Below are 26,889 nucleotides of genomic sequence, written 5' to 3' on the forward strand. Positions count from 1 at the left end.
CCCTATTGCCTGCTTCTGAAGAAGTTGCCGTTGCGCAAAAGACCTTCTTAGGATAAAATGAGGAGAACAGCAGCCCTTTTATGAAAACGTGGAATGGAGAAGAGACGGTGGCAGATTTTGTATTTGATGAAGATATCTATAAATTAATTGTGGATCAGCTGGATGTAGCTGTCATCACGGATCAAGAGGGCAGGTATGTGCATGTTACCAAGTCCTGGGAGGAGTATTACGGTCTTCAGTTGAAAGACATCAAAGGAAAGTTTGTGCGAGAAGTCTTTCCCACCACCAAAATTCATGAGGCTTTAAAGACAAAAGAATCCTTTATTGGTGTTCCCGCTCCGCTTGTCAATGAGAAGCAGGAACAGGGATGGTGCAGCTATATTCCCATCATTAAGGAAGGCCAGGTGGTAGCAGGGTTTATTCATGTGCTTTTTCACAGTGAAAAGACGGCGGTGGCCTTTTCCAGAAGGTTAAACGCCATGATGGATGAATTGAATTACTATAAACAGGAAGTGAAGCAGCTGCGGAAGTCCAAATACAGTATTGATGATATCATCGGTGAAAGCCCATTGATTGGACGGCTGAAAGAGCAGATTCAGCGGGCGGCCAAATCCTCTTCTACTGTGCTGATTGAGGGGGAGACCGGTTCTGGTAAGGAGCTGGTGGCTCATTCGATTCACGACTTAAGTCAACGGGCTTATAAGCCTTTAATTAAGATTAACTGTGCGGCTATTCCGGCGGAGCTGTTTGAATCAGAATTATTCGGTTACGAATATGGAGCATTTACAGGGGCTGATAAAAAGGGTAAAAAGGGAAAGTTTGAAATGGCCAGCGGAGGGAGCCTATTTCTGGATGAGATTAATCAGATGCCGTTAATCTTACAGCCAAAGCTGCTGAGAGCCTTGCAGGAAAGCGAAATCGAACGAATTGGCGGCAAGGAGAGTATTCCCGTGGATATCCGGTTAATTGCCGCCTCCAATACTTCCTTAGAGAAGATGGTCAGCAGCAATGCTTTCCGAAGTGATCTATTCTATCGGTTGAACGTGCTGAGTATTCGGATACCGGCTCTACGGGAGAGAACAGAAGATATTCCCTTGCTGGTGGACAGTATGATAGAAAAGTTCAATTTTCAGCTGGGCCTTAATGTTCAAGGGATTCAGCCTCAGGTGCTCCAGCGGTTTGGAGAATATGATTGGCCAGGAAACATTCGAGAACTGCAAAATGTTGTGGAGCGAGGGATGAACATGGCTTTGACCGGAATGTTGGAATGGAAACACTTTGATGAGTATTTTCAGAACAAAGCGCTGAGGCGGCTAGGCAGAACCGCTGAGAAGGGAAGTTTGCTGATTCGCCAGGCTAAGAAAAATTTAGAAAAGGAAATTTTGTTGGAGAGCCTGGCCAAATACGGGGATAACAAGACTCAGTGTGCCAGAGAGATGGGGATATCTAGAACACTGCTGTATAAGAAGATGAAGGAGTACGGTATAAAACAGTAAAGATAACTCAGAACGGAGAAAATATGTAAACTTTTATTTACGTAAATTAAAGTTTACATTTTGGTGAAATGCTGAATTATGAATGAATATCAACCGCTACTCATGGAAAGTGTAAATTAAAGTTTACACTTTCTTTTTTTATTTCAAACGGAAGTATTGCAGGAAGCGGGGAGAAAAGAGGCGGACCCCTTGTTTTGACTGCATTTAAGAAAAATAAAAGGTTTTATTTTTTGTTGGCACGGAATTTGCTCTATATAAGGGTGCAGCTTAAAAACTGCTGATCTGGACCAGGTATCACGAAGCTGGTCCGCGGAGTTATTATTTTTTTAAGAAAGGGAGAATGTACCATGAACGAAACATTAGAAAGAAATCCACAAAGGTGGAAAGTCCTATTCGGCGGCTTTGCCTGTTATACTTTCGACGCCTTTGACTTGTCGCTGTTGGCCATGTCCCTGGCCCTAATTATTCAAGATTTGAACATTTCCACTCAAAAGGGCGGCTTGCTGAGCACGATTACCCTGCTGGGCATCGGCCTCAGTTCTCTATTTGTAGGATGGATGGCGGACAATTACGGCAGAAGAAAGACGCTGTTGTTCAGCTTAGTATCCTTTGGACTGTTGACCGCAGCGATTTACTTCGCCCAGAGTTGGGCGGTCATTATGGTTTTACGTTTTCTAGCTGGGTTTGGCTTGGGTGGCCTGTGGGCAGTGCTATCTACCTACATTAACGAGACTTGGGCACCGAGCCTGAGAGGAAAAGCGGCTTCCTTTACCTTGAGTTCCTTCCCGGTAGGTTCTGGCTTTGCTTCTTTCTTCGCAGGTATCCTCATTCCTGTATATGGCTGGCGAGTGCTGTTTTTGACTGGAGCCCTGGCTATTATTCCGGCGCTGTATATGTACTTTGCCGTACCGGAATCCAAGGAGTGGGAAGAACAAAAAAGATTGGAAGCGAAGAACAGCAAAGCAGCTAAGGCACCTATCAGCCAGATTTTTTCTCCTCAGTTCAGAAAGAATACCATCATTGCTACAGCGGTTTCGGCCTTTGCTTTTAGCGGGTACTGGGGCGCCTCTACTTGGTTGCCGACTCTCCTGGTGACAGAAAAAGGGCTGGATACCGCTACTATGGCTAAGTTTATGGTTATTCTTAACGTCGGCATGTTTATCGGAATGAATGTATTCGGTGTCGTGGCTGACAAATTAGGAAAAAAAGTGGCCTTAATGATTACTTTCTTAGGATTGACCATCACTTTACCGATTTACCTTCATGCTACAGAGCCAAACATGTTATTGATGCTGGGGCCGGTATACGCCTTTTTCGTATCCTTTACGACCATCTTTGGCTCGTATTTCCCGGAGATGTATCCGACGGAGGTCCGAGCTACCGGTACCGGATTCTGTTTTAACTTTGGCAGAGGCCTGTCGGCTATTGCACCGTTTGCCTTAGGAATCATAGCAGCAAAATATAGCTTGACCATGGGCCTGGGGATTTGCTCCATCTTCTTCTTTTTATCCTTCTTAGGTATGATTTTCCTGCCTAGCGGAAAGGCACAGCAGTAGGAAAAAGGGGAAGCGGAAATGACAGGATAGACTATCAGAATTGTACTTATACGTGTTAGGAGGAATGAACATGATGGAAGGAAAAAACATGAAAATCATCGATTTGAGTATTGCAGTAGAAAGCGGATTGCCTAGCGATCCGCCGGATTATAGACCTTATATTGACTATCAGAATCACAAGGATACCGCCAAGGATATGCTGGAGTATTTTGGCGATGCGACGTTGGACGATTTGCCGGAGGGAAACGGCTGGGCGGTAGAGTTTTTAAAAATCTCTACTCATGGAGGCACCCATATTGATGCTCCCTATCACTATTACCCCACGATGAACGGCGGCGAAAAAGCTTGGACCATCGACGAAATTCCCCTGGACTGGTTCCATGGGCACGCCGTGGTGGTAGATTTCCGGGAAAAACCGGACGGCTACAAGGTAGAACCGGAAGATTTCCAAGAATACTTTACAAAGATTAACTATACGTTGAAGGCTGGCGACATTATCCTTGTCAATACGGGGGCCAGCAAAAAGTGGGGCAGAGCGGAATATTTGTCCTCCGGCTGTGGTATGTCTAAAGCAGCTACTCTTTGGTTGGTGAATCAGGGGGTGCGGGTAGTGGGCACGGATGCCTGGAGCTGGGATCGTCCTCTGCCTATAGAAGCGATAGACTTTAATAAAACCCATGACAAAGAGCTAATTTGGGAAGGCCACCGGGCGGGAGCTGTCAAGGCTTATTGTCATATTGAAAAACTGACGAACTTGGAAGCCCTGCCGATAACAGGCAGTCATTTCTTCTGTTTCCCGGTGAAGATAAAAGCTGCCAGCGCTGGCTGGATTCGAGCAGTAGCCTTTGTAGAAGAAGATTAGCCGTACGAATGAACAGACGACAGAAGGAGGATATTCACCTATGAACAAAACTATTATTACCATCGCCCCTACGGGAGCATGGCCTAAAAAAGAGCAGAACCCTCATATTCCTATGACACCCCAGGAAATTGCCGATGACGTGTACGAATGTTATCAGGCGGGCGCTGCCATTGCTCACCTGCACATGCGGGATGAAAAAGGCGAAGGGACCATGGATAAAGATAAATTTGCCGAAACCGTACAGCTTATCCGGGCGAAGTGTGACATCATCATCAATTGCACGACCTCTGGAGACTTAAATGCCACCGACGAAACCCGGCAGGCTCATTTAAAAGCCCTCCGGCCAGAAATGGCATCTTACGATTGTGGTTCCATGAATTGGATGAACAACAGCTTATTTTTAAATCCGCCGCACTTTCTGGAGGAGCTGGGCCAGACCATGCAGGAATACGGCGTCAAGCCAGAGATTGAGATTTTCGATGCAGGCATGGTGTATAATTCCCTCTATTATTTGAAAAAGGGTATTTTAAAAGCACCGTTGCACTATCAGTTTGTGCTGGGAGCAGCTGGAGGGACTACGGCTACCGTAGAAAATCTGGTATATTTAAAGGGCCTGATTCCAGAGGGCTCCACTTGGTCGGCCTTAGGTATTGGAAAGAATAATATTGCCATTCTCCTGACCGCTGTTGCCTTGGGGGGCCATGTACGGGTAGGGTTGGAGGATAACCTGTATTATAAAAGCGGGCAGCTGGCCACAAATACTCAGTTGGTAGCCCGGGCAAGGGCCATCATCCGAGAGGCCGGAAACGATGCAGCCACCCCAGAGGATGCTAGACATATTTTAAATCTTTGATATTTATTAGATAAATCGAAGCGCAAAAAAAAGACCGGAAACTCCGGTCTTTTTAACTGTTTTAGTGATTAACGATCTCTGCGTCTTTCCTGCTTTTTCTTGTCCCTGCATTCTTTGCATCTCTTTGGTTCATTGTCAAAACCCTTTTCTTTGTAAAATTCCTGTTCTCCAACAGTGAATACAAATTCGCTTCCGCAATCCTGACAAATAAGTGTTCTGTCTTCCATAATCTTTATTCCTCCATGTTTAAAAAAAAAGTTTCTAAATATTTAAAATATCGAAATGGGAGACGATGCAGATTGAAAATTTTTCCGTACAGATGCTAGGGACATTAGTTTCCGGTAGAGAACTTTCCATGGTCAGATCGAGCCAAAGCTATTTTAAATATTTGATAAGTTCATTATATAGTGGCGGAAAAGAAAAGTCCACAACTATTTCTGAATTCAGCGAAAAATACAACAAATTAATTAAAATGCTGGAGATGGTTTAATCGGAAGGCTCTAGCGTCGGGAGAAAAACAAATATATCGTCGTAAAAGCATAAGGAAAGCTTCATAGGCAAACAAATAAATTGAATGTTTTTCGTCACACATCATAGAATGAATTATCAAGTTGTACTTGCCAAGGAGTAGGAGGATAGGGGATCATGAGACCGATTAGAAGAAAAAGGCGGAGAAATGGGTTTCGCCAAAAAACAAAGGTGAATTTTACAGCAATTATTGTTATAATAAGTATGGCAGTATTGCTGGGATATGGAACAGCAAAATTTATCATCTACCCCTTGTTTCATGACAGCGGTCAGAAAGGGGACGACCTGGCGGGCCAGGGGTTCCAGATTGAAAAGTTTTTAAGCTTTTTTCTGAAAGAGGACGACCCACAGAAGGAACCGGAAGGCGATAAAAACGGAGAGCAGGGCGTTCAGGAGCAGGGCACCAGCGGGCCGGCGGTCCAGCCGGACTCTTCCGGCGGCAAAGATGGTGTGGTGGAGGATAAGCTGAATGTGACTCCGGTGCAACAGAGCACGGGGACTGATACAACTAATGGCTACTGTATTCAGTTTGGCAGTTTCACCACCAAGTTGAGTGCAGAAAGCCTGGTTTCGGAGCTGAAGGCCAGCGGTATCACCGCCGAAATCATTGAGAAAGACGGAGCCTACAAGGTAGTGAGCCAGCTTTTCCAACAGAAAGAGGAAGCGGTGACCACCATGAATTCCCTGGTGGGAACAAAGTATGCAGACGCCTTTATCACGCCTCGATAAGAAGAACATTACAGCAAGCTAATGAAGAAATTTAAACTAGAGAACAAAGAAACTATACAAAGCTGGACCTGAGATGAAAACGGTTCTCAGGGCCGGGAGAAGAAAGGCAGAACATATGATTCCTCTTTCAACCAGGATGAGACCAGACAGCATTGACCATTTTATCGGGCAGAGCCACTTTATGTACAAAGGCTCTCTCTTTTATAATTCTATAAAAAACGGTACCTTTGATTCCGCCATTTTTTTCGGGCCCTCCGGCACGGGGAAGACTACCTTGGCCCGGCTTATTGCCCGGGAAATGGACGGAGACTTTTCGGAGATAAATGCAACCTCTACAGGCATTAAGGAATTAAAAGAAATCATCGACCGAGCTCAGTTGAAATTTTTCGGCATTCAGAAGCAGACCACTTATGTATATGTGGATGAGGTTCATCGGTGGAATAAGCTTCAGCAGGATACGCTGCTGAAGGCCATTGAGGAAGGCGTTATCCATTTTATCGGCAGTACGACGGAAAATCCGTACTTTTCCATCAACAATGCCATTCTCAGCCGGGTGAGGAACATCTACGAGTTCAAACCCCACAACACCGAGGATCTGGTGCAGATTTTGACCTATACCTTGACGGAGACCGATCGGGGCCTAGGCAACCTACACATTCCCTATGAGGAGGAGGCTCTGCGGGTGTTGGCAGAATTGAGTTCAGGAGATGCCAGGGTGGCTTTGGATACCCTGGGCTTTATAGCGGAAAACTTAAATCCTGGCGAACAGCTGACCAGCAAGCTGGTGGGGGAGGCTATGCAACGGAAGACCGCTTTTTTTGATAAAAGCGAAGATCGATACAACCTGCTGTCTGCTTTGCAGAAATCCGTTCGAGGCAGTGATCCCGATGCTGCTGTTCATTATTTAGGGCGGCTTATAAATGGCGGGGCTGACTTACAGATGATTGGCAGGCGGCTGCTGGTCATGGCCAGCGAAGATATCGGCATGGCTTATCCCTCGGCTATTACCATTGTGAATTCCTGCATTCAGGCAGCTCTCATGGTGGGCTTTCCCGAGGCCCAGATTAATCTGGCTCAGGCAGTGGTGCTTCTGGCTTCTTCTCCTAAGTCCAACGCTGCATATATGGCCCTTAACAAAGCTATGGGGGATATCCAGACCAAGGTCATCGATGACGTACCCTTGCATCTGAAAGATTCTCACTACTCAGGAGCACAGAGCAGAGGCATCGGCATCGACTATAAATATCCTCATGATTACGGTGGTTATGTGAAACAGCAGTATTTACCGGACAATCTCTACCAAGAAGGCGTTCACTACTATCAGCCGACAGAAAATGGCAACGAGGCAGCATTTAAAAAATTTTTAGAAGGGGTCAGGAAAATAAATGGCAAGGATTGAACTAGCGAAAAATTCAGGGTTCTGTTTCGGGGTGAAACGGGCTATGGACATAACCGAGGAAGCAGCAGAGCAGTTTGCTGGTACGAAGCAGGTTTATACTTGCGGTCCGCTGATTCACAACCGGAACGTCACTGACGGACTGCGGGAAAAAGGCGTGGAGATTATCGATGAGTTGTCCCAGGCTTCCGAGCAAGATGTGGTCATTATCCGTTCCCATGGAGAAGGACAAGCTTTTTATGAGCAGGCAGAGCAGATTGGCTTTCAGCTTATCGATGCAACCTGCCCTTTTGTAAAAAAGATTCATAAGCTGGTGAAAGAAGCTGCTGACCGAGGCGAAGCCGTAGTGATTGTGGGCGATCAGGAGCATCCCGAAGTTCGCGGCATAAATGGCTGGTGCAGAAATAAGGCATTCATCATTAATTCTCTGGAGGAAGCGGACAAGCTGGAACCGGGGAACTATTTTGTGGTGGCCCAGACGACCATCCAGCAAAGTCACTTTGAGGCTATTCTCTCTAGGCTGGCGGAAAAAGGCTGCGGATTGGATTTGCACAATACCATCTGCAGCGCTACCCGGGACCGGCAGGAAAGCTGTAAGAAACTGGCAGAAAAAGTGGATGCCATGTTAATCATCGGAGACCGAAGCAGCTCAAATTCCCAGAAATTATATGATCTCTCAAAAAAACATTGCGAAAAAGTATATTTTATTGAAAATATAGCAGATTTACCATTGAAAGATATTGAATTATGTAATAAAATAGGAGTCGCGGCAGGTGCATCGACTCCTGAACGCTTAATTAAGGAGGTTATTGCTAACATGAGTGAATTTCTCACTGAAAACAATGAAGAAAATTTAATGCACGGCTTAATGGATGAAATTGAGAAGTCATTAAGACTGCCGAGAGGCGGAGAGATCGTAGATGGTACTGTAATTCAGGTGACTGACAGAGAAGTTGTTGTCAATCTTGGCTGCAAGAAGGACGGTATTATACCAAAGGACGAATTAACACTGGAAGGAGAACAAAAGCTTACCGATTTATTTAAAGAAGGCGATGAAATCCAGGCTAAGGTATTGAAGACTGATGACGGCGACGGAAACATTCTACTTTCTAAGAAAAAGTTAGAAGTGAACGAGCATTGGGATGAAATCAATAGTGCTCTTGAAGATAAATCATTTGTTAACGCTAAGGTTATTAAAGAAGTCAAAGGCGGCGTAATTGCAGCTTACAAGGAAGTGTACGGATTTATTCCTCTTTCCCAGTTATCGGACAAGTTTGTGGATAAAGCAGAAGAATTTATCGGCAAAACTCTTCCGGTAAGAGTAACTCGCGTAGATCAGAAGAAGGGCAAGGCGGTATTCTCTCACAAGGCTTACTTGGCAGAAGAACGTCAGAAGAAGATCGACGAAGTATGGGGCAGCCTGAGCGAAGGCGACGTAGTAGAAGGTACTGTTATGCGGTTTACTGACTACGGTGCATTCGTAGACATCGGCGGTATCGACGGATTGCTGCACATCTCCGAGATTTCTTGGGGCAAGCTGAAGCACCCACAGGAAGTTCTTTCCATTGGGCAGAAGATTGAAGTGAAGGTCCTTTCCATGAACAACGAAAAGGGCAAGATTTCTCTGGGCTTAAAGCAGACCAAGCCAGAACCATGGTCTGTTATCGATGAAAAGTACCAGATTGGTCAGGTTATTTCCGGAAAGATCGTACAGATCAAGGAATACGGTGCATTTGTAGAGTTAGAGCCAGGTCTGGACGGTCTGGTACATATCTCTGAGATTGCACACAAGCGTGTGACCAATATTGCGGATGAAATTTCTGTTGGACAGGAAGTTTCCGCAAAGATTTTGGAAATCGACAGAGATAGAAAGCGGATTAGCTTGAGCATTAAGGAAACTTTAGATGCTCCAGTTGACGAAGAGACAGAAGAAGTGGCAGCTGAGGATGAAGAATAAGCAACATCTTTAAATGGCCAGTACAGCGGGGCGTATACGTCCCGCTGTTTTTGTAGAGCGGAAGAGCGCGTATTTTGCTCTGCGGCTCCCAGAAGCATGGATGGAAAAGAGGTCCAGCGTAGTAAACGAAGTTTGCGGAGGAGGCGAAACCAGGATGAAGAATTTGATTTTAATAGGAATGCCAGCCTGCGGAAAGAGTACGGTGGGTGTAGTTCTAGCTAAGACGGTAGGTATGCGGTTCATGGACACGGACCTGCTGATTCAAGAGCGGGAAGGTGCTTTGCTGCAAGACTTGATCGATAAAAAGGGAAACGATTATTTTCAGAAGGTGGAAGAATACGTCCTACGCAGCATCGATACGGAAAACACGGTCATCTCCACGGGAGGCAGTGCTGTCTATTACCCGGAAGCCATTCGGCATTTTAAGAAAAAGGGCCTGGTGGTCTACCTGAAAGTTCCTTTCGAAGCCATAGAGGAGCGGCTGGATAACATTACGACCAGGGGCATTACCATGGGACCAGGGCAAACATTAAAGGATATCTATAACTTGAGAATCCCCTTGTACGAGGCCAATGCAGATATTACGGTGGATACAGGCGATTTGACGGTAGAGCAGACCATTGAAAAAATTATGAAGGCAATCGGATAATGGATGATTGTAAAGAAAGGACCTATAGTACATCAAGCTGTCGGTGGGAGCATAACTGAAAAGGATATAAAAAAAGCTTTTAAGCCAAAGGGTAAAGAAACCAGGTTTAAAAGCTTTTTAGGTTAACGGGCAGTATAGCAAGAGTAACTTGCTCTCGAAAGGTACCATCTAGGAAAGCACTAGGCTAGAGAAGCTTGTATCAACTCTTCAGCACTCTTCAAGGTGGCTTCGGTAATATTCAATCCACCTAGAAGACGGGCCACCTCCTGGATTTTTTCCTCCGGGGAAAGAGGGACCACCGTCGTATAGGTGGAGGTTTCGTCGGAGCTCTTGACAATCTTATAATTATAGCTGCCGCAGGCGGTAATCTGAGGCAAGTGGGTAATGCAGATGATCTGATGATTTTCAGCAATTTCTCTCAGCTTCTGTCCCACCACGCTGGCAGCAATTCCGCTGATGCCAGTATCTATCTCGTCGAAAATCATGGTAGGAATATCATCATAGTCGCCGATGATTTTTTTGAAAGCCAGCATAATCCGGGACATTTCCCCGCCAGAAGCAATTTTAGCCAGAGGTTTCAAAGGTTCTCCCCGGTTGGTGCTGATGAGAAATTCCACGGTGTCCACGCCGTTGGCAGTGTACCCAGAAGGATTTTTCGTCAAACTGATTTCAAACTCAGCACTGTTAAAACTTAATTCGTGAAGTTGAGCTTTAATTTTAACCTGAAGCTCGGCAGCGGCCGTCTTGCGCAGAGTAGAGAGACGCTGTGAGGCTAGTTTCAGCTGATCTTCACAGACTGAAAGCTGGTGTGTTATGGCTTCTTTGGTCTCGTCCATATTTTCAATGGTGGCTAAATCCGCCTCCAGCTGTTGTCGGTAAGTCAGCACCTTTTCGATAGAGCCGCCATATTTTCGTTTCAGCTTGTCGATGACGTTCATTCTGGAAATGGCCAGGTCCAGCTGCTCCGGGGAAAAGGTCACGTGGTCCCGGATGCTCCGGACTTCGCGGCTGATATCCTCCAGCTTGTAGTAAGCATCATCGAAATCCGCCAGCAAGTCTTGTACAGCCTTGGAATAGGGGGCAATGTCTTGCAGTTGGTCTTGGACCTTGGACAAAGCTTCCAGTACGGAAGGAGAATTGTCGTATAATGCTTCGTAAGAATTAGACAGATTGCCATATATCTTTTCGCTGTTTTGCAGAGCCAGGATTTCTTCTTCTAAGGTTTCATCCTCGCCAGAAATCAGGTTAGCATTGTCAATTTCGTTCAGTTCAAAGCTGATAAAGTCGTATTTTCGCTGATTGTCGGCGGCGTTGGCCAGCAGTTGTTCCAGCTGACTTTTCAGGCTTTTGTATTCTTGATAAAAGTTTTGGGTCAGAGTTTGAACCGGCAAAATCTCAGCACTGTTGTACAGGTCCAGCAAGGTGATGTGAAGCTCTGGGTCCAGCAGAGATTGATGGTCATACTGGCCGTGAATGTCTGCTAGTTTTTTACAGAGCCCATGGAGAAAAGATACCGAAACAATTTGATTGTTCACTCGGCACACACCTTTTCCGCTGGCAGAAATTTCCCGTTTAATGATGATTTGGCCTTCATCTGCCGGAATACCGTTTTCTTCCAACAGCACGAAGGCTGGTTTTGGGCAGTCTTCAACAATCAGCTCGATTACTGCCTTGTCTTTTCCAGAGCGGACAAAAGCCGTATCTGCTCTGCTTCCCAGGGCCAGGCTGACCGCTTCGATGATGATGGATTTACCAGCGCCGGTCTCGCCGGTAATAATGTTCAGGCCGGTGTGAAAATCCACATCCATTTCATCGATAATAGCAAAATCCTTCACATGCAGATGAGAAATCATAGTGATAAACCTCCCAAGGGAATATTATTGCAATAAATCGTTAAATTTTTCTACTAAAGCCGGGACATTTTCTGCATCGTCCACAATAATCAATAGGGTGTTGTCTCCAGCAATGGAGCCAACCACGTGGGGAACGTTCAATGAATCGATGGCTTCACCGGCAGCACTGCCGCATCCAGACAAGGTCTTGACGATAATCAGATTGTAGGAATGTGCCACACTGCGAATCGTTTCCTTAAATATTTTAAGAAACCGGTCGGTAATAGGCGTTTCGATGGAATTCCCCAGCGCGTATTTGTACTTCCCGCTGTTGGACAGAACCTTAATTAGCTGTAATTCTTTGATATCCCGGGAAATGGTGGCTTGGGTCACGTCATAACCGCTTTCTTTTAATAAAGATGCCAGCTTTTCCTGTGTTTCCACTTCAAAATTATTGATGATGTCCAATATTTTGTTTTGCCTCGAATAACGCATGTAATTACCTCCGAATAGCTTTTAAAATAAAATACATTACATGAATACTATAACATAATTATACAGGAATAAACAATAAGAATTATTGTTTATGCAAAATGGTCCCGAATGAAAAGTTTTTATGCAGCAGACGAATTGCATATACACGGGTGGACAAACATGTGTTTGCGTGATAAAATGAAATAATAATGTGATTTCAGTTCGTGTAAATTTATGATAGAATAGAAAGCAATGGAGAATTTATGAGAATATTAGGCATTGACCCAGGTTACGCCATTCTGGGCTACGGAATTATAGATATGAAAGGCAACCATTTTGAGGTCTGTGGATATGGAGCGGTTACGACGGAGGCTTCTATGGACATGACCGACCGATTGAAATGCCTGTACAGTTCTTTGATGGAGATTATCGTGGAATATGAGCCGGAAGTAGCCTCTGTGGAAGAGCTGTTTTTTAACACCAACGTTAAAACCGCTATTATGGTGGGACAGGCCAGAGGAGTGGCTATTTTGGCTTGTGCTAACTCTGGCATGAGCATTGCTGAATACACACCGCTGCAAATTAAGCAGGCACTGGTAGGTTATGGCCGGGCAGAGAAAAAGCAGGTTCAGGCCATGGTCAAAACGATTCTAAATTTAAAAGAGGTACCTAAGCCCGACGATACGGCGGATGCCTTGGCGGCGGCTATCTGTCATGGTCATTCAGCCAATTCCAGCCAGCGGCTTGCCAAGTTGTTGAAAGCCCGATAAGGGAAGGCAAAGACTCGGATAACATAGAAGAAAAGCGAAGGAGGATTACATGCTTCATTTTATAAAGGGAACCTTAGCCGGACAGTTTAGCGGCGGCGTAGTCATCGAGACTGGCGGTCTGGGATACGAGGTATACGTACCCGATAATTCTGCGATGTATCTGGCTAAGGAAGGGCAGCAAGTTCAGGTTTATACGGCGATGATTGTCCGGGAGGACGACATCAGCATTTACGGGTTTGCAGACCGGGAAAGCTTGCAGCTGTTTCGCAAGCTGATGACGGTAAACGGTGTAGGAGCTAAGGCAGCTTTGGCTATTTTGTCGGCGCTGCCTATGGGAGAGTTGCAAAAGGCCATCATCTTTGAAGATGCAGCGGCGTTGACCAAAGCCAACGGCATTGGCAAGAAGATTGCACAGCGAATTGTGCTGGAACTGAAGGACAAGCTGGATGGGGCAGAGGCCATTAGCGGTGGCTTGTCTACGGAGGCGGTGACTGGTGCTCAGGTCAATGAAAAAGGAGAAGCGGTTCACGCACTGGTGGCTTTGGGATACAGCAAGGGCGAGGCTGTGGAGGCGCTGGCAGGTATTCCTGAGCAGGAATTAACAGTGGAAGAATACATAAAGCGAGCCTTGAAAAGGTTGTGTTGACAAGCGTAACGGGGTGACAAGAGCAACGGGAAGAACAGACGGGAGCAGATAAAATGGATTTTATGGAATATGATGAGCGGGTAACCTCGGTCAATCAGAACCAGGACGAAGAGGCGGGAGAATTCACCCTCCGTCCAAAAAAGTTAGAAGATTATATCGGCCAGAAGACCGCCACAGATAATTTGAAAATCTTTATTGAAGCGGCCCAACTACGGAAGGAGCCTTTGGACCATGTCCTTTTTTATGGGCCTCCGGGTTTAGGAAAAACCACCTTGGCGGGGATTATTGCCAATGAGCTAGGGGTGGATCTACGGATTACTTCCGGGCCGGCTATCGACCGGGCGGGAGATTTGGCCGCTATTCTTACCAACTTGAATGAGAACGATGTGTTGTTTATAGACGAGATTCACCGGTTGAATCGGTCAGTAGAGGAAGTCCTGTACTCGGCTATGGAGGATTACGCCTTGGACATCATCATCGGCAAGGGGCCTTCGGCCCGATCCATTCGCTTGGACTTGGCTAAATTCACATTGATTGGTGCGACAACCCGAGCAGGCAGTTTGTCGGCCCCTCTGAGAGATCGGTTTGGAGTAATCAGTAAATTTGAGCTCTACACGATAGACGAATTGAAGAAAATCATCAAGCGGTCGGCTGGACTTTTAGATATCCAGGTGGATGAGGTCTCTTTGGAAGCCATGGCCAGGCGTTCCCGGGGTACGCCCCGGGTGGCCAACCGCATGTTGAAACGAGTGCGGGACTTTAGCCAGGTAAAAGGCAGCGGAGTCATCGATTTGGCGATTACCAACGCCACCTTGAAATCCCTTGGTGTAGACGAATACGGCTTGGAATCCCTGGATCGAGAGCTGCTGCGGCTGATTATCCAGCGATTCAAAGGGGGGCCGGTGGGCATTGATACCATCGCCGCCTCGATTGGCGAAGACCGGGTAACCATCGAAGACGTGTACGAGCCCTATCTCATTCAGGCGGGGTTTTTACACCGGACTCAGAAGGGACGCATGGTGTCTGAACAGGCGTATAAGCATCTGGGCATCCAGCTTCCAGAACAGGGATAACAGAAGACAGCACCCTGTCTGTCGGGGCTATATTGCAGCTTAAAAGATTTAATAGAGCCAAGAAACGAGGAAGAATATGAAGATAAACATAAAGAAAATACTGTCAACCACATTGGCTGCTGTTGTACTGTTGACGGCCAGTGCCGTCTATAATACCGGCACTGCGGCGGCCAGCTCCATGCCGGAATATATTCGCATTGGATTGAAATATGGTAGTTCCAGCACCAGCGAATACCAGATTGCCTTTGACAGCGGCCTACGCTTAGGGGTTGGCAGCAATGACGGATTCACGGAGCTGGCTTCTTTTCCTGATGTGAAGCAGGTTACTCTTCGTCTGGAAGGGGGCGTTGTTCAGGTACTCGGAGTTACGTCTTCCGGCAGCACCCTTCAGCTGAACCAAGACCAGGCTGGCGCCAATTGTCTGATGCCGTATAGCGACAACACCGGCGGTCATGTTACCTTTAATGGCAGCACCTACCGAGGGGGCATCCTCTTTAATGTCACTTCCGGCAGCTTGACTATCATTAACCTGCTGTCTGTGGAAGATTACCTGTATGGTGTTATCAATGCCGAGTTGAGCCGTACCTATCCAGCGGAAGCCTTAAAGACTCAGGCGGTAGCTGCCAGAAGCTATGCAATCTGTAATTTGGGGAATCATAAGTCATATGGTTTTGACCTTTGCAGCACCACTCATTGTCAAGTTTACAAAGGGGTAAGCGACGAATACCCGGAGACGATTCAGGCGGTAGACGAGACCAAGGGAGAGACCATTCAGTACGACGGCAAAACGGTGTCTGCTTTCTTCTATAAAAACAGCGGAGGCTATACTCTGAATTCTCAGGACGTATGGGGCGGCAACGTAGGTTATCTGAAAGCCGTCAAAGATGAGTATTCACCTGTATATCCTTGGAGTCAGACTTATACTTTTGCGGAATTGTCCAGCAAGCTGTCGGCAGCAGGTTGCAGCGTGGGAACGGTGACCAATGTGGCCATTACTGGACGGAATCAGTCTGGGGCAGTAGGCACAATCCAGTTCAGTGGCACTGGCGGCACCACTACTTTGCAAAAAGATAAGATTCGCACAGTCTTGGGCTCTACTGCCATTAAATCCACTATGTTCACCATCAGTGCAGAGGGCAGCGCCCAGCCGAACGTCAATACCAATAACGATGCAAATACGGGGAAGGCTTACGTCCTGCCACAAAGCAGAACAACAGCTTCCCAATTGCCGGATAGCGTTTATGCCATCAATAGCAGCGGCACCACCCGGCAGGCGGATATAGATAGTCTCTACGTTTACAGCACCAGCGGTGTGAAGCCGTTAAAAGATTCGTCCGGCAGCTCCCAGCAGCCGCTGAATCCGTCCACTGAGAGTGTCAGCGGCGGTACGGTTACCTTTACGGGGTACGGTTACGGACACGGTGTGGGCCTGCCTCAGGATAGTGCTGTGGAAATGGCCAAGAAAGGCTTTACATACGACGAGATTTTACAGTATTATTATACAGACATCACCATAGATTAATCGCCCAAAGGGGACTGTTGTGTAAACAGGGCCTAAGTATGTCAATAAAACTACAGATAAGATTACAGCTAAAAATAGAGAGAAACGGAGTTAGACACATTCATGCACATCGATGATTTTGATTACCATTTGCCCCCGGAGTTAATTGCCCAAAAACCGGCAGATAAGCGGGATGATTCTCGGTTATTGGTGGTTCACCGCCAGACAGGAGAGTTGGAGCACCGACACTTTTACAACGTTTTGGAATATTTAAAGCCAGGAGACTGCCTGGTCCTAAATGATTCTAAGGTACTGCCTGCCCGGCTATTTGGCATAAAGGCGGAGACTGGTGCCAAGGTAGAGTTCTTGCTGATTAAACGGCTGGAGGGAGACCTATGGGAGACTATGGTCAAGCCAGGAAAACGGTTGAAGCCGGGAGACGTGGTAGACTTTTCCAGAGAAGGCGCCACTGCTGCTTTTAAGGCTACCGTAATAGATTATGGTGAAGAAGGTACCCGTCATGTGCGGTTTGAATATGAGGGGATTTTCTTAGAGCGGCTGGAAGAACTAGGCAGTATGCCTTTACCGCCTTATATTGAGCGGGCCAGCCAGGAAGAGGACCGCGACCGCTATCAGACGGTATATTGTAAGGAAGAAGGTTCTGTGGCTGCACCTACGGCAGGTCTCCACTTTACGCCGGAGCTGTTAGAAAAGGCTAAAGCCATGGGGGTAAAACTGGCCTATGTGACTCTACATGTGGGAATCGGTACCTTTCGGCCGGTAAAATGCCAAGTGGTGGAAGAGCATAAGATGCACTTTGAAGAATATCAGGTCAGCCCAGAGAGCGCTCAGATTATTAATGAGACAAAGGCCGCAGGGGGACGGATTTTCGCTGTGGGAACCACTTCCTGCCGGACGGTGGAAAGTGCTGCCGTATTACAGGAAAATCAAGGAGCAACTTCTTATCAAGTAGAAACTGGCCACGGAAATACCGGTATCTTTATTTATCCCGGGTATCAGTTTAAGACTGTGGATTGCCTGATTACCAATTTTCACTTGCCAAAATCTACTCTGCTGATGCTGATTTCTGCTCTGTACAATCGGGAGCGGATATTGGAGGTCTATCAGGAAGCTGTAGCCGAAAAATATCGCTTCTTTTCCTACGGGGACGCCATGCTGATTGTGTAATGGAAGAAGGCAGTCAGCTGCGAAGAGTGAAAGCCGCGGGCTGTCCAGTGAAGACAAGTAACCGTTGGCCTAGAGCTGACATACTATAGAAGAGAACAAAAGGAGAATGTAATAAATGAAACATGCAGTTACCTATGAACTGTTAAAGACGGATCAGCGGACCAAGGCCAGAAGAGGGCGGGTAACCACCCCCCACGGCACTATTGAAACTCCCGTGTTCATGCCTGTGGGCACGGCAGCTACGGTAAAGGCCATGAGGCCAGAGCAGGTAAAGGAAATGGGCGCAGAGATTATTTTGTCCAACACCTATCACCTGTATTTACGGCCAGGTCATGACATCGTCAAGGCCGCAGGCGGACTGCACAAGTTTATGAATTGGGACAAAGCTATCCTCACCGACAGCGGCGGCTTTCAGGTCTTCAGTCTGGGTGCTTTGAGAAAGATTACTGAAGAAGGCGTGGAATTCCGCTCCCATATCGATGGGTCTAAGCACATGCTTTCTCCGGAAAAGTCTATGGAGATTCAAAATGCCTTGGGATCAGACATTATGATGGCTTTTGATGAGTGTGCGCCATATCCTGCGGACCGGAATTATGTAAAGAATTCCTTGGAGCGAACTACCAGATGGCTGAAACGATGCAAGGAATACCATCAGAATATGGAAAACCAATCCTTGTTCGGTATTATGCAAGGGGGCATGTACAAAGATTTGCGGTACGAGAGTGCCATGCAGATTGTGGATTTGGACTTGCCGGGCTATGCCATCGGCGGCCTGAGTGTAGGGGAGCCTAAGGAACTGATGCTGGATGTATTGGACGACTGCGTGGATCATCTGCCAGCAGAAAAGGCCAGATACCTCATGGGTGTAGGCAGTCCGGATTACCTCTTTGAAGGCGTGGAGCGTGGAGTGGACATGTTTGACTGTGTTCTGCCGACCCGTATTGCCAGACACGGCATGGCCATGACCTCTTATGGCCGGGTAAATATTAAGAATGCTAAATATGAGCGTGATTTTGAACCATTAGACCCGGAATGCGACTGCTATACGTGCAAAAACTATTCCAAGGCCTACTTGAGGCACTTATATAAGTGTGATGAAATGCTCTCAGCCATGCTGCTGTCCAATCACAACTTACACTTCTTAGTGAAGATGATGGGAAACATTCGCACGGCCATTGAGGAAGAGCGGTTTTTGGAATATAAAAATGAGTTTTATGCGAAGTACGGCAGGTTTTAAAAACCTGCCTTCTTGCTGAATATAGAATGGCCTGGGCAGAAGTACTCAGGAGAGAGGACCAGTGTATGGAAGTATGTAAGCACGACGAATTTTGCGGAGGCTGTATTCACCAGGGCATCCCTTATGATAAGCAGGTGGAAATGAAGGGCCGGGAGGTCCTGCGGCTTCTGGAAGCCAAAGGCATACCGGCAGATCGGTTTTTAGGTATCGAAGGCAGCCCCAAGCAGTACGCCTACCGGAATAAGATGGAATATACCTTTGGGGACCAGGTGAAGGATGGCGAGATGACGCTGGGTATGCATCAAAAGGGCCGCTTTATGTCCATCGTTACGGTGGATGAATGTCAGTTGGTGGATCCGGACTTTAATATTCTGTTAAAAGCCGTTCTGGAATTTTGCGGGAAGCAGGGCTATGGGTTTTATCACAAGAAGACACATCAGGGCCTTGTGCGAAACTTGATTGTCCGTAAAGGGGAGCGAACCGGCCAGTTGCTGGTCAATCTGGTGACTTCCTCTCAGCTATTTTTTGATGAAACCGCTTTTGTGGAATGTCTCCAGAGCTTGGAATTGAACAACCCGCTGGTAGGAATCCTGCGGACCATCAACGATGGGCTGGCCGATGCCGTCAACTGTGACGAACTGAAAGTCCTGTGGGGACAGGACTATTATATGGAAAAGATTTTAGGACTGGATTTTAAAGTTAGTGCATTTTCCTTTTTCCAAACCAATATAGAGGCGGTGGAACGGCTGTATGTCAGCGCATTGGGGTTAATTGACCAGCTAGAGGGAAAGACCGTTTACGATTTGTTCTGCGGAACGGGGACTATCACTCAGGCTCTGGCCTTGAAAGCCAAGAAAGCCATCGGTGTAGAACTGGTGGCGGAAGCTGTAGAGGCCGCCAAAGTCAACGCTCAGTTAAACGGGTTGACCAACTGTGAATTTCTAGCAGGAGATGTCTTTGATGTGCTGGATCACATTGAGGAAAAGCCGGATGTCATCGTAGTAGATCCGCCGCGAGTAGGCATCCAGAATAAAGCCTTGAGTAAAATCGTGAATTACGGAGTAAAGCAGATTGTCTACATTTCCTGCAATCCGAAAACCTTGGCAGAGAATTTGCAGTTTATGGAGCTTTACGGATATGAGGTGAAGTCGGTGAAGGCTTATGATAATTTTCCGATGACGAAACATGTGGAGTGTGTTTGTTTGTTGGAGAAGAGATAAATGGCTAGCTAATATATAAAGTTCTATAAATAATTTGCATCCATTTGTAATGGGTGCTTTTTACCGTGAAAAACATTACCTATTTGTAATAATAATTTTAATGGTATATAATGTAAAAATAAGTATAAATAAAGAGTAATTTAGGAAAAACACAGAAGTTATATGAAGTAAAATTAATTTGGAGTACTTAAAATGTTACGAATTTCTGAGAATAGTCTAGAATGGGCACTAAAACATATTGAAAAATATGGCGACACAGATATATTTCCAATTCCATTTGAATATAAAGCCATACGTTATCAATGGGGAAATGTTTTAAAAGATTATTTGCTACAACAAGATATTTTGAAATGGAATGTCAGGCCTTATAGGAGATTACTTACTCCAAAGCATAAATATGGTTTCAGGGTTGCAACTCAACTCGATCCATTAGATTGTATACTATTTACTAGTCTTGTTTATGAAATTGGAAAAGATATAGAAAAATATAGATTGCCAAAAGAAAAAAAAGTAGCGTTCTCAAATAGATTTTTACCTACTAGTCATGGGGATATGTATAATTGGAGTGCTTTCCAAAGAAAAAGTTCAGAACTATTAGAGGAAAAAGAAAAAGATATTTTTGCAGAACCTTATGTAGTTGTAGCAGATATTGCAGACTTTTTTCCTAGAATATATTCTCATCCGTTAGAAAATGCATTAAGTGCATGTACAAATAAAAGTAATCATGTTTTAAGAATTAAAAAGATGTTAAATGATTGGAATTATAGTGTTTCATATGGAATACCCGTTGGTCAATCAGCCACAAGATTGCTTGCAGAGTTAGTTTTAGATGATGTCGATAGGGCCTTGATAAGTGAAGGTTTTGAGCATTGTAGATTTGTTGATGATTATAGAATATTTTGTTCATCTAAAAAAGAGGCATACATTAGTTTGGCCTTTCTTGCAAACACACTCTTTGAGAATCATGGATTAACTTTGCAGCAACATAAAACTAGAATTTTGACAGCTGAAGAATTTAGAGAAATACATCTGATTTCGGAGGCTAAAAAAACATTAAATAATTTATCTGAGAAATTTCTTGAAATACTTAATGAATTAGATATTGATGCTTATGATGCAATAGTATATGGTGATATTCCTGAGGATATCAAAGAACGTATAGATGAATTGAATATGATTGATATTTTGCAAGAGCAATTAGGGCTTGATGATATTGATATAAGACTTGTTTCATTCATTTTAACAAGAATGGGGAGACTAGATAACCCCGGAGCTATTGATTTATGTTTAGATAATATTGATAAGCTTTATCCCGTATTTAAAGTAGTCTTTACATATATAAATGAATTGGATTGCCTTACCGTAGAACAAAAGGCGTGTTATGGAGAAAAGATTATTTCAATTATAGATAATTCAATAGTCGGACATTTGGAATATCATAGAGCCTGGGTATTTGACTTGTTTGCTAACGATCAATCTTGGAATAGTAAAGACAAATATGTTGGACTATTAAACAAATTTCCAGATGAATATTCGAGAAGAAAACTTATTTTAGCACTAGGTAAATCAAATAATTATTCTTGGTTCAAGTCACAAAAAAGAAATTTTGACAGATTTCCTGAATGGGAAAGGAGAGCCCTTTTAGCTGCGATGTCTTGTTTACCCGGGGATGAAGCACAGCATTGGTATAGATCAATAAATAATCGTTTAGATATATTGGAAAAAAACATTGTTGAATGGGCAATGAAAGAGTTTTAATTTGATACTTATAACACCCAACTAATAATCTGATTCATAACTCAACATGATTAGAACGTAATCTTGATGCTCTATTCAAATTTAAATATAAGGAAATAAAAATGGCTGATATTAAGTATTATAAACAAAATATAGGTGCTGGTCGCAATTTATATTGTATAGATTCTAATATTTTGATCAATGTTGGTAAATTTTATTTTGATGGAAGATGTGGTAGAGATGATACTTTAACCGAACAAGTTAAAAAGTTTATAATTCTTTGCAGAAATACTGGTACGATAATATATGATTATGCGTTATTAGAGATTAGCTTCAATTTTGGTACAAATAAAATAAATGCGGACGTTATGAATAAGTTCATGATGGTTATTGATACGTTATTTATGAACTGCGCTGATGAAGAAGTTATAAATCATGCACCTCAATTTAAGCCTTTTTGTAAAGAAAAACTAAGTGGAGAATTTAACTCAATATTTGACTGCAAATTACCTCAAATCATATTTTCAGATGAAATAGGTTCATTGAAAATATTCTATCTAATGTACTTATACACTATTATAATTTTCTATTTATCAAATTGTAAGATTGAGCCTATGGAAAAAGTTAAGAAACTTTATGCATATATGACGGAAGAGATTAATTGCTTCATGGCCCATGAATTTCAGTTAGGCCAAATGATATTCATTGGAACTCAAAAAGAAAAGAATATAGCAGAGGGAATTATGAAATTTGGAAAAATTAAAAAAGGAAAATCTGCAATTCGAATTTTAATTAATGCGTTGCTGGACATTATGTCATACAGACGATTAACTATGATAAAGGATATGTCAATATTACAGAAGGCACCAGTAAGTAGTATTTTTGTGACTCAAGATCAAGGATTACAGAATTATATAGAGTTGAATTCGGATTTTAAAACAGTTATAAATGGAGATAAAATTACTGACTCATTTACTAGCGAATTTGTGCCTGAAGAAAAATATCTAATAGAATGGAAAGAGTTTTACTATGAGACAATTATAACAAATGCAAAAAATCGATTTATGGAATATCATTTAGGAAGAAAACGTGAAGTGGATCAAGAGAAAATATTAAAAGAAATAAAGTATTATGAAAAGCTAATTTTTGGATACTAATAAATGCCTATACTTGGATGAGTAATAAAGTAAAAGCTTTCAAGAAGTTATATGTAGGGCTCAAAAATAAGGTTTAGGATATAGAGTACCGTGATATTATTATTCAGATTAGAATAAGAGGGTATGTAACATGGTGGATAATAAAAATATACTTGAAGGAATAATAAAATTTGCGGGCAGTAGCTATTATAATGAGTGGAAGCCATATTTATTGAAACTACTAAGATTGAGTAGGTCAAAGAGAATAAACCGTTCTCCTATCGACAGTATTTCAATACAATTAGCTATTGCAAAGACTATAATGGAAGCTGAGCAGATAATACAAGCGCAGCAAAAAGAATATAAATTTCAAAAGGACAACCCTAATATTATTTTCAATATGCGACTTAGACATATTTTGAAAGAAATAGCAGATGGAATAGCTTGGAGACAATTGGGTTTTAATAGACCTTTGATGAGGCTTTTATCACAGAATAAATCTCCAGGTTACCTGAAGCACGAAGTTTCAAAAGAGGATGATGTAGCAATTAATAAAGTGACCTATGGGAATCAGGTTATCATTCACGATATAACAAATATCATGAGAGTTGGAGATTTAACTGTTATTGATTCAAAAGGATATCCTAATGTATTAGAAATTAAGAGCGCAGGTAAGAAAGTATGGGATGCTGACGCTTACAGAAACTTGTTACGAAAAGGTGGAGATTTATCTAACCAAGCAAGTAAGGTATTAGAAATTGACAATGCTCTAAAAACTGGTGTGATTAAATTCGGTAGTAAAAATGCCTATATTCATTATACTGATATGCCATTATACTCGAATTTAGACACTGTACAAAATATTATAACTATGTGTAATGAAAAAGGTATATGTGGTACTTTCGTTGATAGAATGATGTATATTAGAGCATTTAAAGTAACTGCTGAAATTGATAGTCTAGAATTACCATTTAAACTATCAAAGCATTGGAGTGACCTTTCTAATTTAGATACGTTATATATTTCCAATGGTGAAATCTACAGGAATAGAATTTCGTACGTAGCTTACCCCTTTTCTGAGGAAATTGTTCTACAGTTATTATCTGGTGAAATAATTTTAGAGTGTTATATTGATATGATAGAGCTTAAAAAGAGATTCGAAAAGAGTGGATGGAGAATTAAATTTGAAAGCAACTCGAAATTGCGTAAAAAGAGTAATAAGACAGAACGAAGCAAATTATATAGTGGTAAGAGTCTATACAATATTGATATAGACACAAAATTATTTACAATATCTAAAGATGGATTTAACATGCAAATTGGTGCAGAACATATGGGTTATATTTTATTTGACTTCTTAAAGCCAGAAATTATTACGGATACAGCTTCATTAATTAGAGAATTGACAGAAAAAACAAAGAGCAATAACTATATTACAACATCATACTTAAGAGAACGTGATATTTGGATATAATAAGTGGTTTTAAACAAGCAGGAGTACTAATAACATCTTAAGATATGCAATATAAAACTAACTAAATAAAATTACCATATTAGATTCAAGTTCAATTAGAATTCATGATTTAAAATAATTAAGGAGAATTATATGTCAACACAATTAAATAATAATTCAGCAATTGCACTTTCTAAATCTGCAAGACATTGTTGCTTATGTAGAAAATATTTACCACTATCTATGCAAGTTCATCATATTAAAGAGAAAAAAAGAGGTGGAACAGACGAGTTAGATAACCTTATCCCTGTATGTATACAATGCCATTCTGCTATTCATACCAAAACGGATATGACAAGAGCTTTTACAGATGCTGAATTGAAAAGCTCAAGAGATATTGTATATGAAATGGTATCAGAGGGAAAGCTGCCAGTATCAGATATTAATATTCCCAGTGATTTTACTCAAATTGTTTCACTCTTAAAAGATGAGTTACAAAAAAAAGAAGTGGGCAATAATATAAGCGAAACATCTATGGAAATTTTAGTGAAAACTTATTTTTATAATACTGATATTCAAATTATGAACAGTGATGGTGAATATTCTTATGTAAAAATAGGAAGTGATATGTTTTTCTTGAATATTGAAAAATATTATAAGTATCCTAGACAAATAATTGAACTATTGGAAAAAGAGTTATTGTCCGAAGAAGATGGTGGTTTGCATATTTCACCTACAGGTGAAACATTTCTCCAGGGGTTGATTGGAACTATTCCTACATATACACAAGTTAAAGTTAAATGCTTAAATTGTGGTTTACATTTTATTATTTGTACGTGGGACAAAGAGCGTCATACTAATAAAACAATACATTGCCCAGAATGTGGAGCAAACAATGGAAGAAATCTTGTATGGATACAGGAGAAACCCGGTTTTATATTTGAAGATGTCCCTGGAAATGCTATGCTCTGTGGTATGGAGTAAATTAATTATTTGAATTTTACCCACCAAGATACTTTAGGGACAAAAGTTAATCTTGTCTAAATAGCAATAATCTTAGCCTGTAATTTTTATCTAGGAGTAAAATTGTGTAGTTATCTTAAAGGTATAGTAGGAGATTAGAATTGCAGAATTATTTGAATAACAATATAAGTTTGATTAAAGAGTACCAATTATTATACAAAGATGGAATTAACATAAAGAATTTAGTAAATAAACTTGAGACAGAAGAGCTAGTTACGCATGAAGGCTTTGATTATGGCAGATTTAGAGTTTTTATTGATAGTTGCTTGCTCCTGCTAAATAAAGAAAAACTAGATCATTATTGCAAAGGTTACTGCGATTATCAAGAGTTATTCCAAGAAATTTTTAATGATGAAGAACTACTGGATTACATTGCGTTTGTTAAAAATGAAAGAATAAGTTCAGAAATAGACGGTGAATATCTCTACTATTCTTTAGATGGAAAGAAAAAAACACCATGGGATCAGGTCGCGACAATTAGGCATGCAATGGCACATATGAATATCGGACATTTTATGTCACAAGAAAGAGGTTTATTGATTTATTATAATTTATATAATAAACATAAAGGAATTCGTAAAGACTGGGGAATTGTGTTTGAACCTATTCTACATAAATTTATTAAAATGTTTTTTAGTAATTATAGTTATGGCATTTTATTTAAAAGTACTTTTTTTTCAAAATATTCTTTTGAAAAAGGGAGAATGGGAAATGAGTTTAATTTTTATGAAATAACATGTAATAAAATAAATAACGCTTACCATTTTCATTTAATGAGTGAACTCGCTCATATTTATAATGACTTTGAAAAATTATGTGCTTTTATTATGGAACATAAAGATAAACTTAATATAAAAGAAGTGCCTATAAAAGATAAGGTAGACCTATCAATATATAATAAATTAGTTAGTAAATTTAAACTTAGTTGCAAAGAAGAATATTTTTATGGATTAAAAACATTACTTGATTTTGAAACTGAACTTTCTAATTTTCTAGTACATATTGGACATTTTAATGATGTGTTGTATCAATATTCAATAATCAAGAATTGTGGAAATTTTACTAATTCTGAAGTAGAAATGTATAAAAAACAATTGAAAGAAGTAATATTGGAACTAAAGGAAGATGAAAATGCCAAACTAATGTTTGAACTGGGTTTTACTTATCTTATGACGGTTAATTTCGCTTTGAGAACCGAAGATGACGATTGTAAAAATATGAAATATGCGGATGTTAATGTTTCAATGTTTATTTATGATAGAGATAATTTAAATAAATATGTTATAGATAATAATGTTTATGAAAGCCCATTGCAGCATTATGTTATTGAGAGAATGAGAAATGCCTTAATGCATGGACATATTGATGTTTTGATTGGGGAAAATGGTGAAGTAATATTTATTTTTTCAGATAATTATAATAAGCGTAAAGAGAAAATTGAAATTACTTTGGATAATCTTAAATCTTTTTTATCACAGGAATGTCTATATAATGGAGTTCCTAAAGAAACGTTGATATTACTTGCAGAACCAATAGAAGGAAGGAAAAATTAGATCGTATATTTGAAAAACCA

Annotated in this window: 23 protein-coding genes; 20 read left to right on the forward strand and 3 right to left on the reverse strand. The window is 42.2% G+C overall.

Annotated elements, in window-relative coordinates:
- Nucleotides 1-80: 80 nt before the first annotated feature.
- The 4 genes from Ami103574_RS08025 to Ami103574_RS08040 all read left to right on the forward strand — a co-directional run bounded on the left by Ami103574_RS08025 (nt 81) and on the right by Ami103574_RS08040 (nt 4,767).
- Nucleotides 81-1,496: a sigma-54 interaction domain-containing protein gene (locus Ami103574_RS08025; protein ID WP_163066394.1), complete on the forward strand. Its 1,416-nt coding sequence runs from the start codon at nt 81-83 to the stop codon at nt 1,494-1,496.
- Nucleotides 1,497-1,843: 347 nt separating this feature from the next.
- A complete protein-coding gene (locus tag Ami103574_RS08030; protein ID WP_163066396.1) occupies nt 1,844-3,052 on the forward strand; it encodes an MFS transporter in 1,209 nt (402 codons plus the stop codon).
- A 70-nt stretch (nt 3,053-3,122) separates the two neighbouring features.
- Nucleotides 3,123-3,914, forward strand: coding sequence for a cyclase family protein (locus Ami103574_RS08035; RefSeq protein WP_330586970.1), 792 nt, complete (start codon nt 3,123-3,125; stop codon nt 3,912-3,914).
- A gap of 40 nt (nt 3,915-3,954) precedes the next feature.
- A complete protein-coding gene (locus Ami103574_RS08040; RefSeq protein ID WP_163066398.1) occupies nt 3,955-4,767 on the forward strand; it encodes a BKACE family enzyme in 813 nt (270 codons plus the stop codon).
- Between the two features lie 68 nt (nt 4,768-4,835).
- Here Ami103574_RS08040 and Ami103574_RS08045 read toward each other — a convergent pair whose 3' ends face one another.
- Entirely contained in the window at nt 4,836-4,994 is a 159-nt protein-coding gene (locus Ami103574_RS08045) for a zinc-ribbon domain-containing protein (protein ID WP_163066400.1), read from the reverse strand.
- Nucleotides 4,995-5,412: 418 nt separating this feature from the next.
- On the opposite strand from Ami103574_RS08045, the gene Ami103574_RS08050 reads away from it, so the two are divergent.
- The 4 genes from Ami103574_RS08050 (at nt 5,413) to Ami103574_RS08065 (ending at nt 10,026) form a co-directional block, all read left to right on the forward strand.
- Nucleotides 5,413-6,024 carry an SPOR domain-containing protein gene (locus Ami103574_RS08050; RefSeq protein WP_163066402.1) on the forward strand — a complete coding sequence of 204 codons (612 nt, stop codon included), beginning with the start codon at nt 5,413-5,415 and terminating at the stop codon, nt 6,022-6,024.
- Between the two features lie 115 nt (nt 6,025-6,139).
- The gene (locus Ami103574_RS08055; protein ID WP_163066404.1) at nt 6,140-7,423 is read left to right on the forward strand and encodes a replication-associated recombination protein A; all 1,284 of its coding nucleotides are present in this window, start codon (nt 6,140-6,142) and stop codon (nt 7,421-7,423) included.
- Entirely contained in the window at nt 7,410-9,377 is a 1,968-nt protein-coding gene (locus Ami103574_RS08060) for a bifunctional 4-hydroxy-3-methylbut-2-enyl diphosphate reductase/30S ribosomal protein S1 (protein WP_163066406.1), read from the forward strand. The genes Ami103574_RS08055 and Ami103574_RS08060 overlap by 14 nt, the downstream gene beginning before the upstream one ends.
- 154 nt (nt 9,378-9,531) lie before the next feature.
- Complete coding sequence (locus Ami103574_RS08065) at nt 9,532-10,026, forward strand: shikimate kinase (RefSeq protein WP_163066408.1); 495 nt, start codon at nt 9,532-9,534, stop codon at nt 10,024-10,026.
- Between the two features lie 179 nt (nt 10,027-10,205).
- Here Ami103574_RS08065 and recN read toward each other — a convergent pair whose 3' ends face one another.
- Together recN and Ami103574_RS08075 are read right to left on the reverse strand one after the other, a co-directional pair.
- On the reverse strand, nt 10,206-11,879 hold the full coding sequence (gene recN / locus Ami103574_RS08070) for a DNA repair protein RecN (RefSeq protein ID WP_163066410.1): 1,674 nt from the start codon (nt 11,877-11,879) through the stop codon (nt 10,206-10,208).
- 24 nt (nt 11,880-11,903) lie between these two features.
- Nucleotides 11,904-12,353: an arginine repressor gene (locus Ami103574_RS08075; RefSeq protein ID WP_163066412.1), complete on the reverse strand. Its 450-nt coding sequence runs from the start codon at nt 12,351-12,353 to the stop codon at nt 11,904-11,906.
- A 242-nt stretch (nt 12,354-12,595) separates the two neighbouring features.
- Here Ami103574_RS08075 and ruvC point away from each other — a divergent pair, with 242 nt between their 5' ends.
- The 12 genes from ruvC (at nt 12,596) to Ami103574_RS08135 (ending at nt 26,869) form a co-directional block, all read left to right on the forward strand.
- Nucleotides 12,596-13,102 carry a crossover junction endodeoxyribonuclease RuvC gene (gene ruvC, locus Ami103574_RS08080; RefSeq protein WP_163066414.1) on the forward strand — a complete coding sequence of 169 codons (507 nt, stop codon included), beginning with the start codon at nt 12,596-12,598 and terminating at the stop codon, nt 13,100-13,102.
- Between the two features lie 49 nt (nt 13,103-13,151).
- Entirely contained in the window at nt 13,152-13,748 is a 597-nt protein-coding gene (gene ruvA, locus Ami103574_RS08085; protein WP_163066416.1) for a Holliday junction branch migration protein RuvA, read from the forward strand.
- 53 nt (nt 13,749-13,801) lie between these two features.
- A complete protein-coding gene (gene ruvB / locus Ami103574_RS08090) occupies nt 13,802-14,821 on the forward strand; it encodes a Holliday junction branch migration DNA helicase RuvB (RefSeq protein WP_163066418.1) in 1,020 nt (339 codons plus the stop codon).
- 76 nt (nt 14,822-14,897) lie between these two features.
- A complete protein-coding gene (locus tag Ami103574_RS08095; protein WP_163066420.1) occupies nt 14,898-16,343 on the forward strand; it encodes a SpoIID/LytB domain-containing protein in 1,446 nt (481 codons plus the stop codon).
- 102 nt (nt 16,344-16,445) lie between these two features.
- On the forward strand, nt 16,446-17,510 hold the full coding sequence (gene queA, locus Ami103574_RS08100) for a tRNA preQ1(34) S-adenosylmethionine ribosyltransferase-isomerase QueA (protein ID WP_163066422.1): 1,065 nt from the start codon (nt 16,446-16,448) through the stop codon (nt 17,508-17,510).
- Between the two features lie 115 nt (nt 17,511-17,625).
- Nucleotides 17,626-18,747 carry a tRNA guanosine(34) transglycosylase Tgt gene (gene tgt / locus Ami103574_RS08105; protein WP_163066424.1) on the forward strand — a complete coding sequence of 374 codons (1,122 nt, stop codon included), beginning with the start codon at nt 17,626-17,628 and terminating at the stop codon, nt 18,745-18,747.
- Between the two features lie 65 nt (nt 18,748-18,812).
- Nucleotides 18,813-19,967, forward strand: coding sequence for a 23S rRNA (uracil(1939)-C(5))-methyltransferase RlmD (rlmD, locus tag Ami103574_RS08110; RefSeq protein ID WP_163066426.1), 1,155 nt, complete (start codon nt 18,813-18,815; stop codon nt 19,965-19,967).
- Between the two features lie 192 nt (nt 19,968-20,159).
- The gene (locus Ami103574_RS08115) at nt 20,160-21,725 is read left to right on the forward strand and encodes an RNA-directed DNA polymerase (RefSeq protein WP_163066428.1); all 1,566 of its coding nucleotides are present in this window, start codon (nt 20,160-20,162) and stop codon (nt 21,723-21,725) included.
- A 101-nt stretch (nt 21,726-21,826) separates the two neighbouring features.
- A complete protein-coding gene (locus Ami103574_RS08120) occupies nt 21,827-22,861 on the forward strand; it encodes a hypothetical protein (RefSeq protein ID WP_163066430.1) in 1,035 nt (344 codons plus the stop codon).
- A 130-nt stretch (nt 22,862-22,991) separates the two neighbouring features.
- Nucleotides 22,992-24,314 carry a hypothetical protein gene (locus Ami103574_RS08125; RefSeq protein WP_163066432.1) on the forward strand — a complete coding sequence of 441 codons (1,323 nt, stop codon included), beginning with the start codon at nt 22,992-22,994 and terminating at the stop codon, nt 24,312-24,314.
- Nucleotides 24,315-24,446: 132 nt separating this feature from the next.
- Complete coding sequence (locus Ami103574_RS08130) at nt 24,447-25,277, forward strand: HNH endonuclease (protein ID WP_163066434.1); 831 nt, start codon at nt 24,447-24,449, stop codon at nt 25,275-25,277.
- A 140-nt stretch (nt 25,278-25,417) separates the two neighbouring features.
- A complete protein-coding gene (locus tag Ami103574_RS08135) occupies nt 25,418-26,869 on the forward strand; it encodes a hypothetical protein (RefSeq protein ID WP_163066435.1) in 1,452 nt (483 codons plus the stop codon).
- Nucleotides 26,870-26,889: the final 20 nt, after the last annotated feature.

The sequence above is a fragment of the Aminipila butyrica genome, assembly GCF_010669305.1.
GTDB lineage: Bacteria > Bacillota > Clostridia > Peptostreptococcales > Anaerovoracaceae > Aminipila > Aminipila butyrica.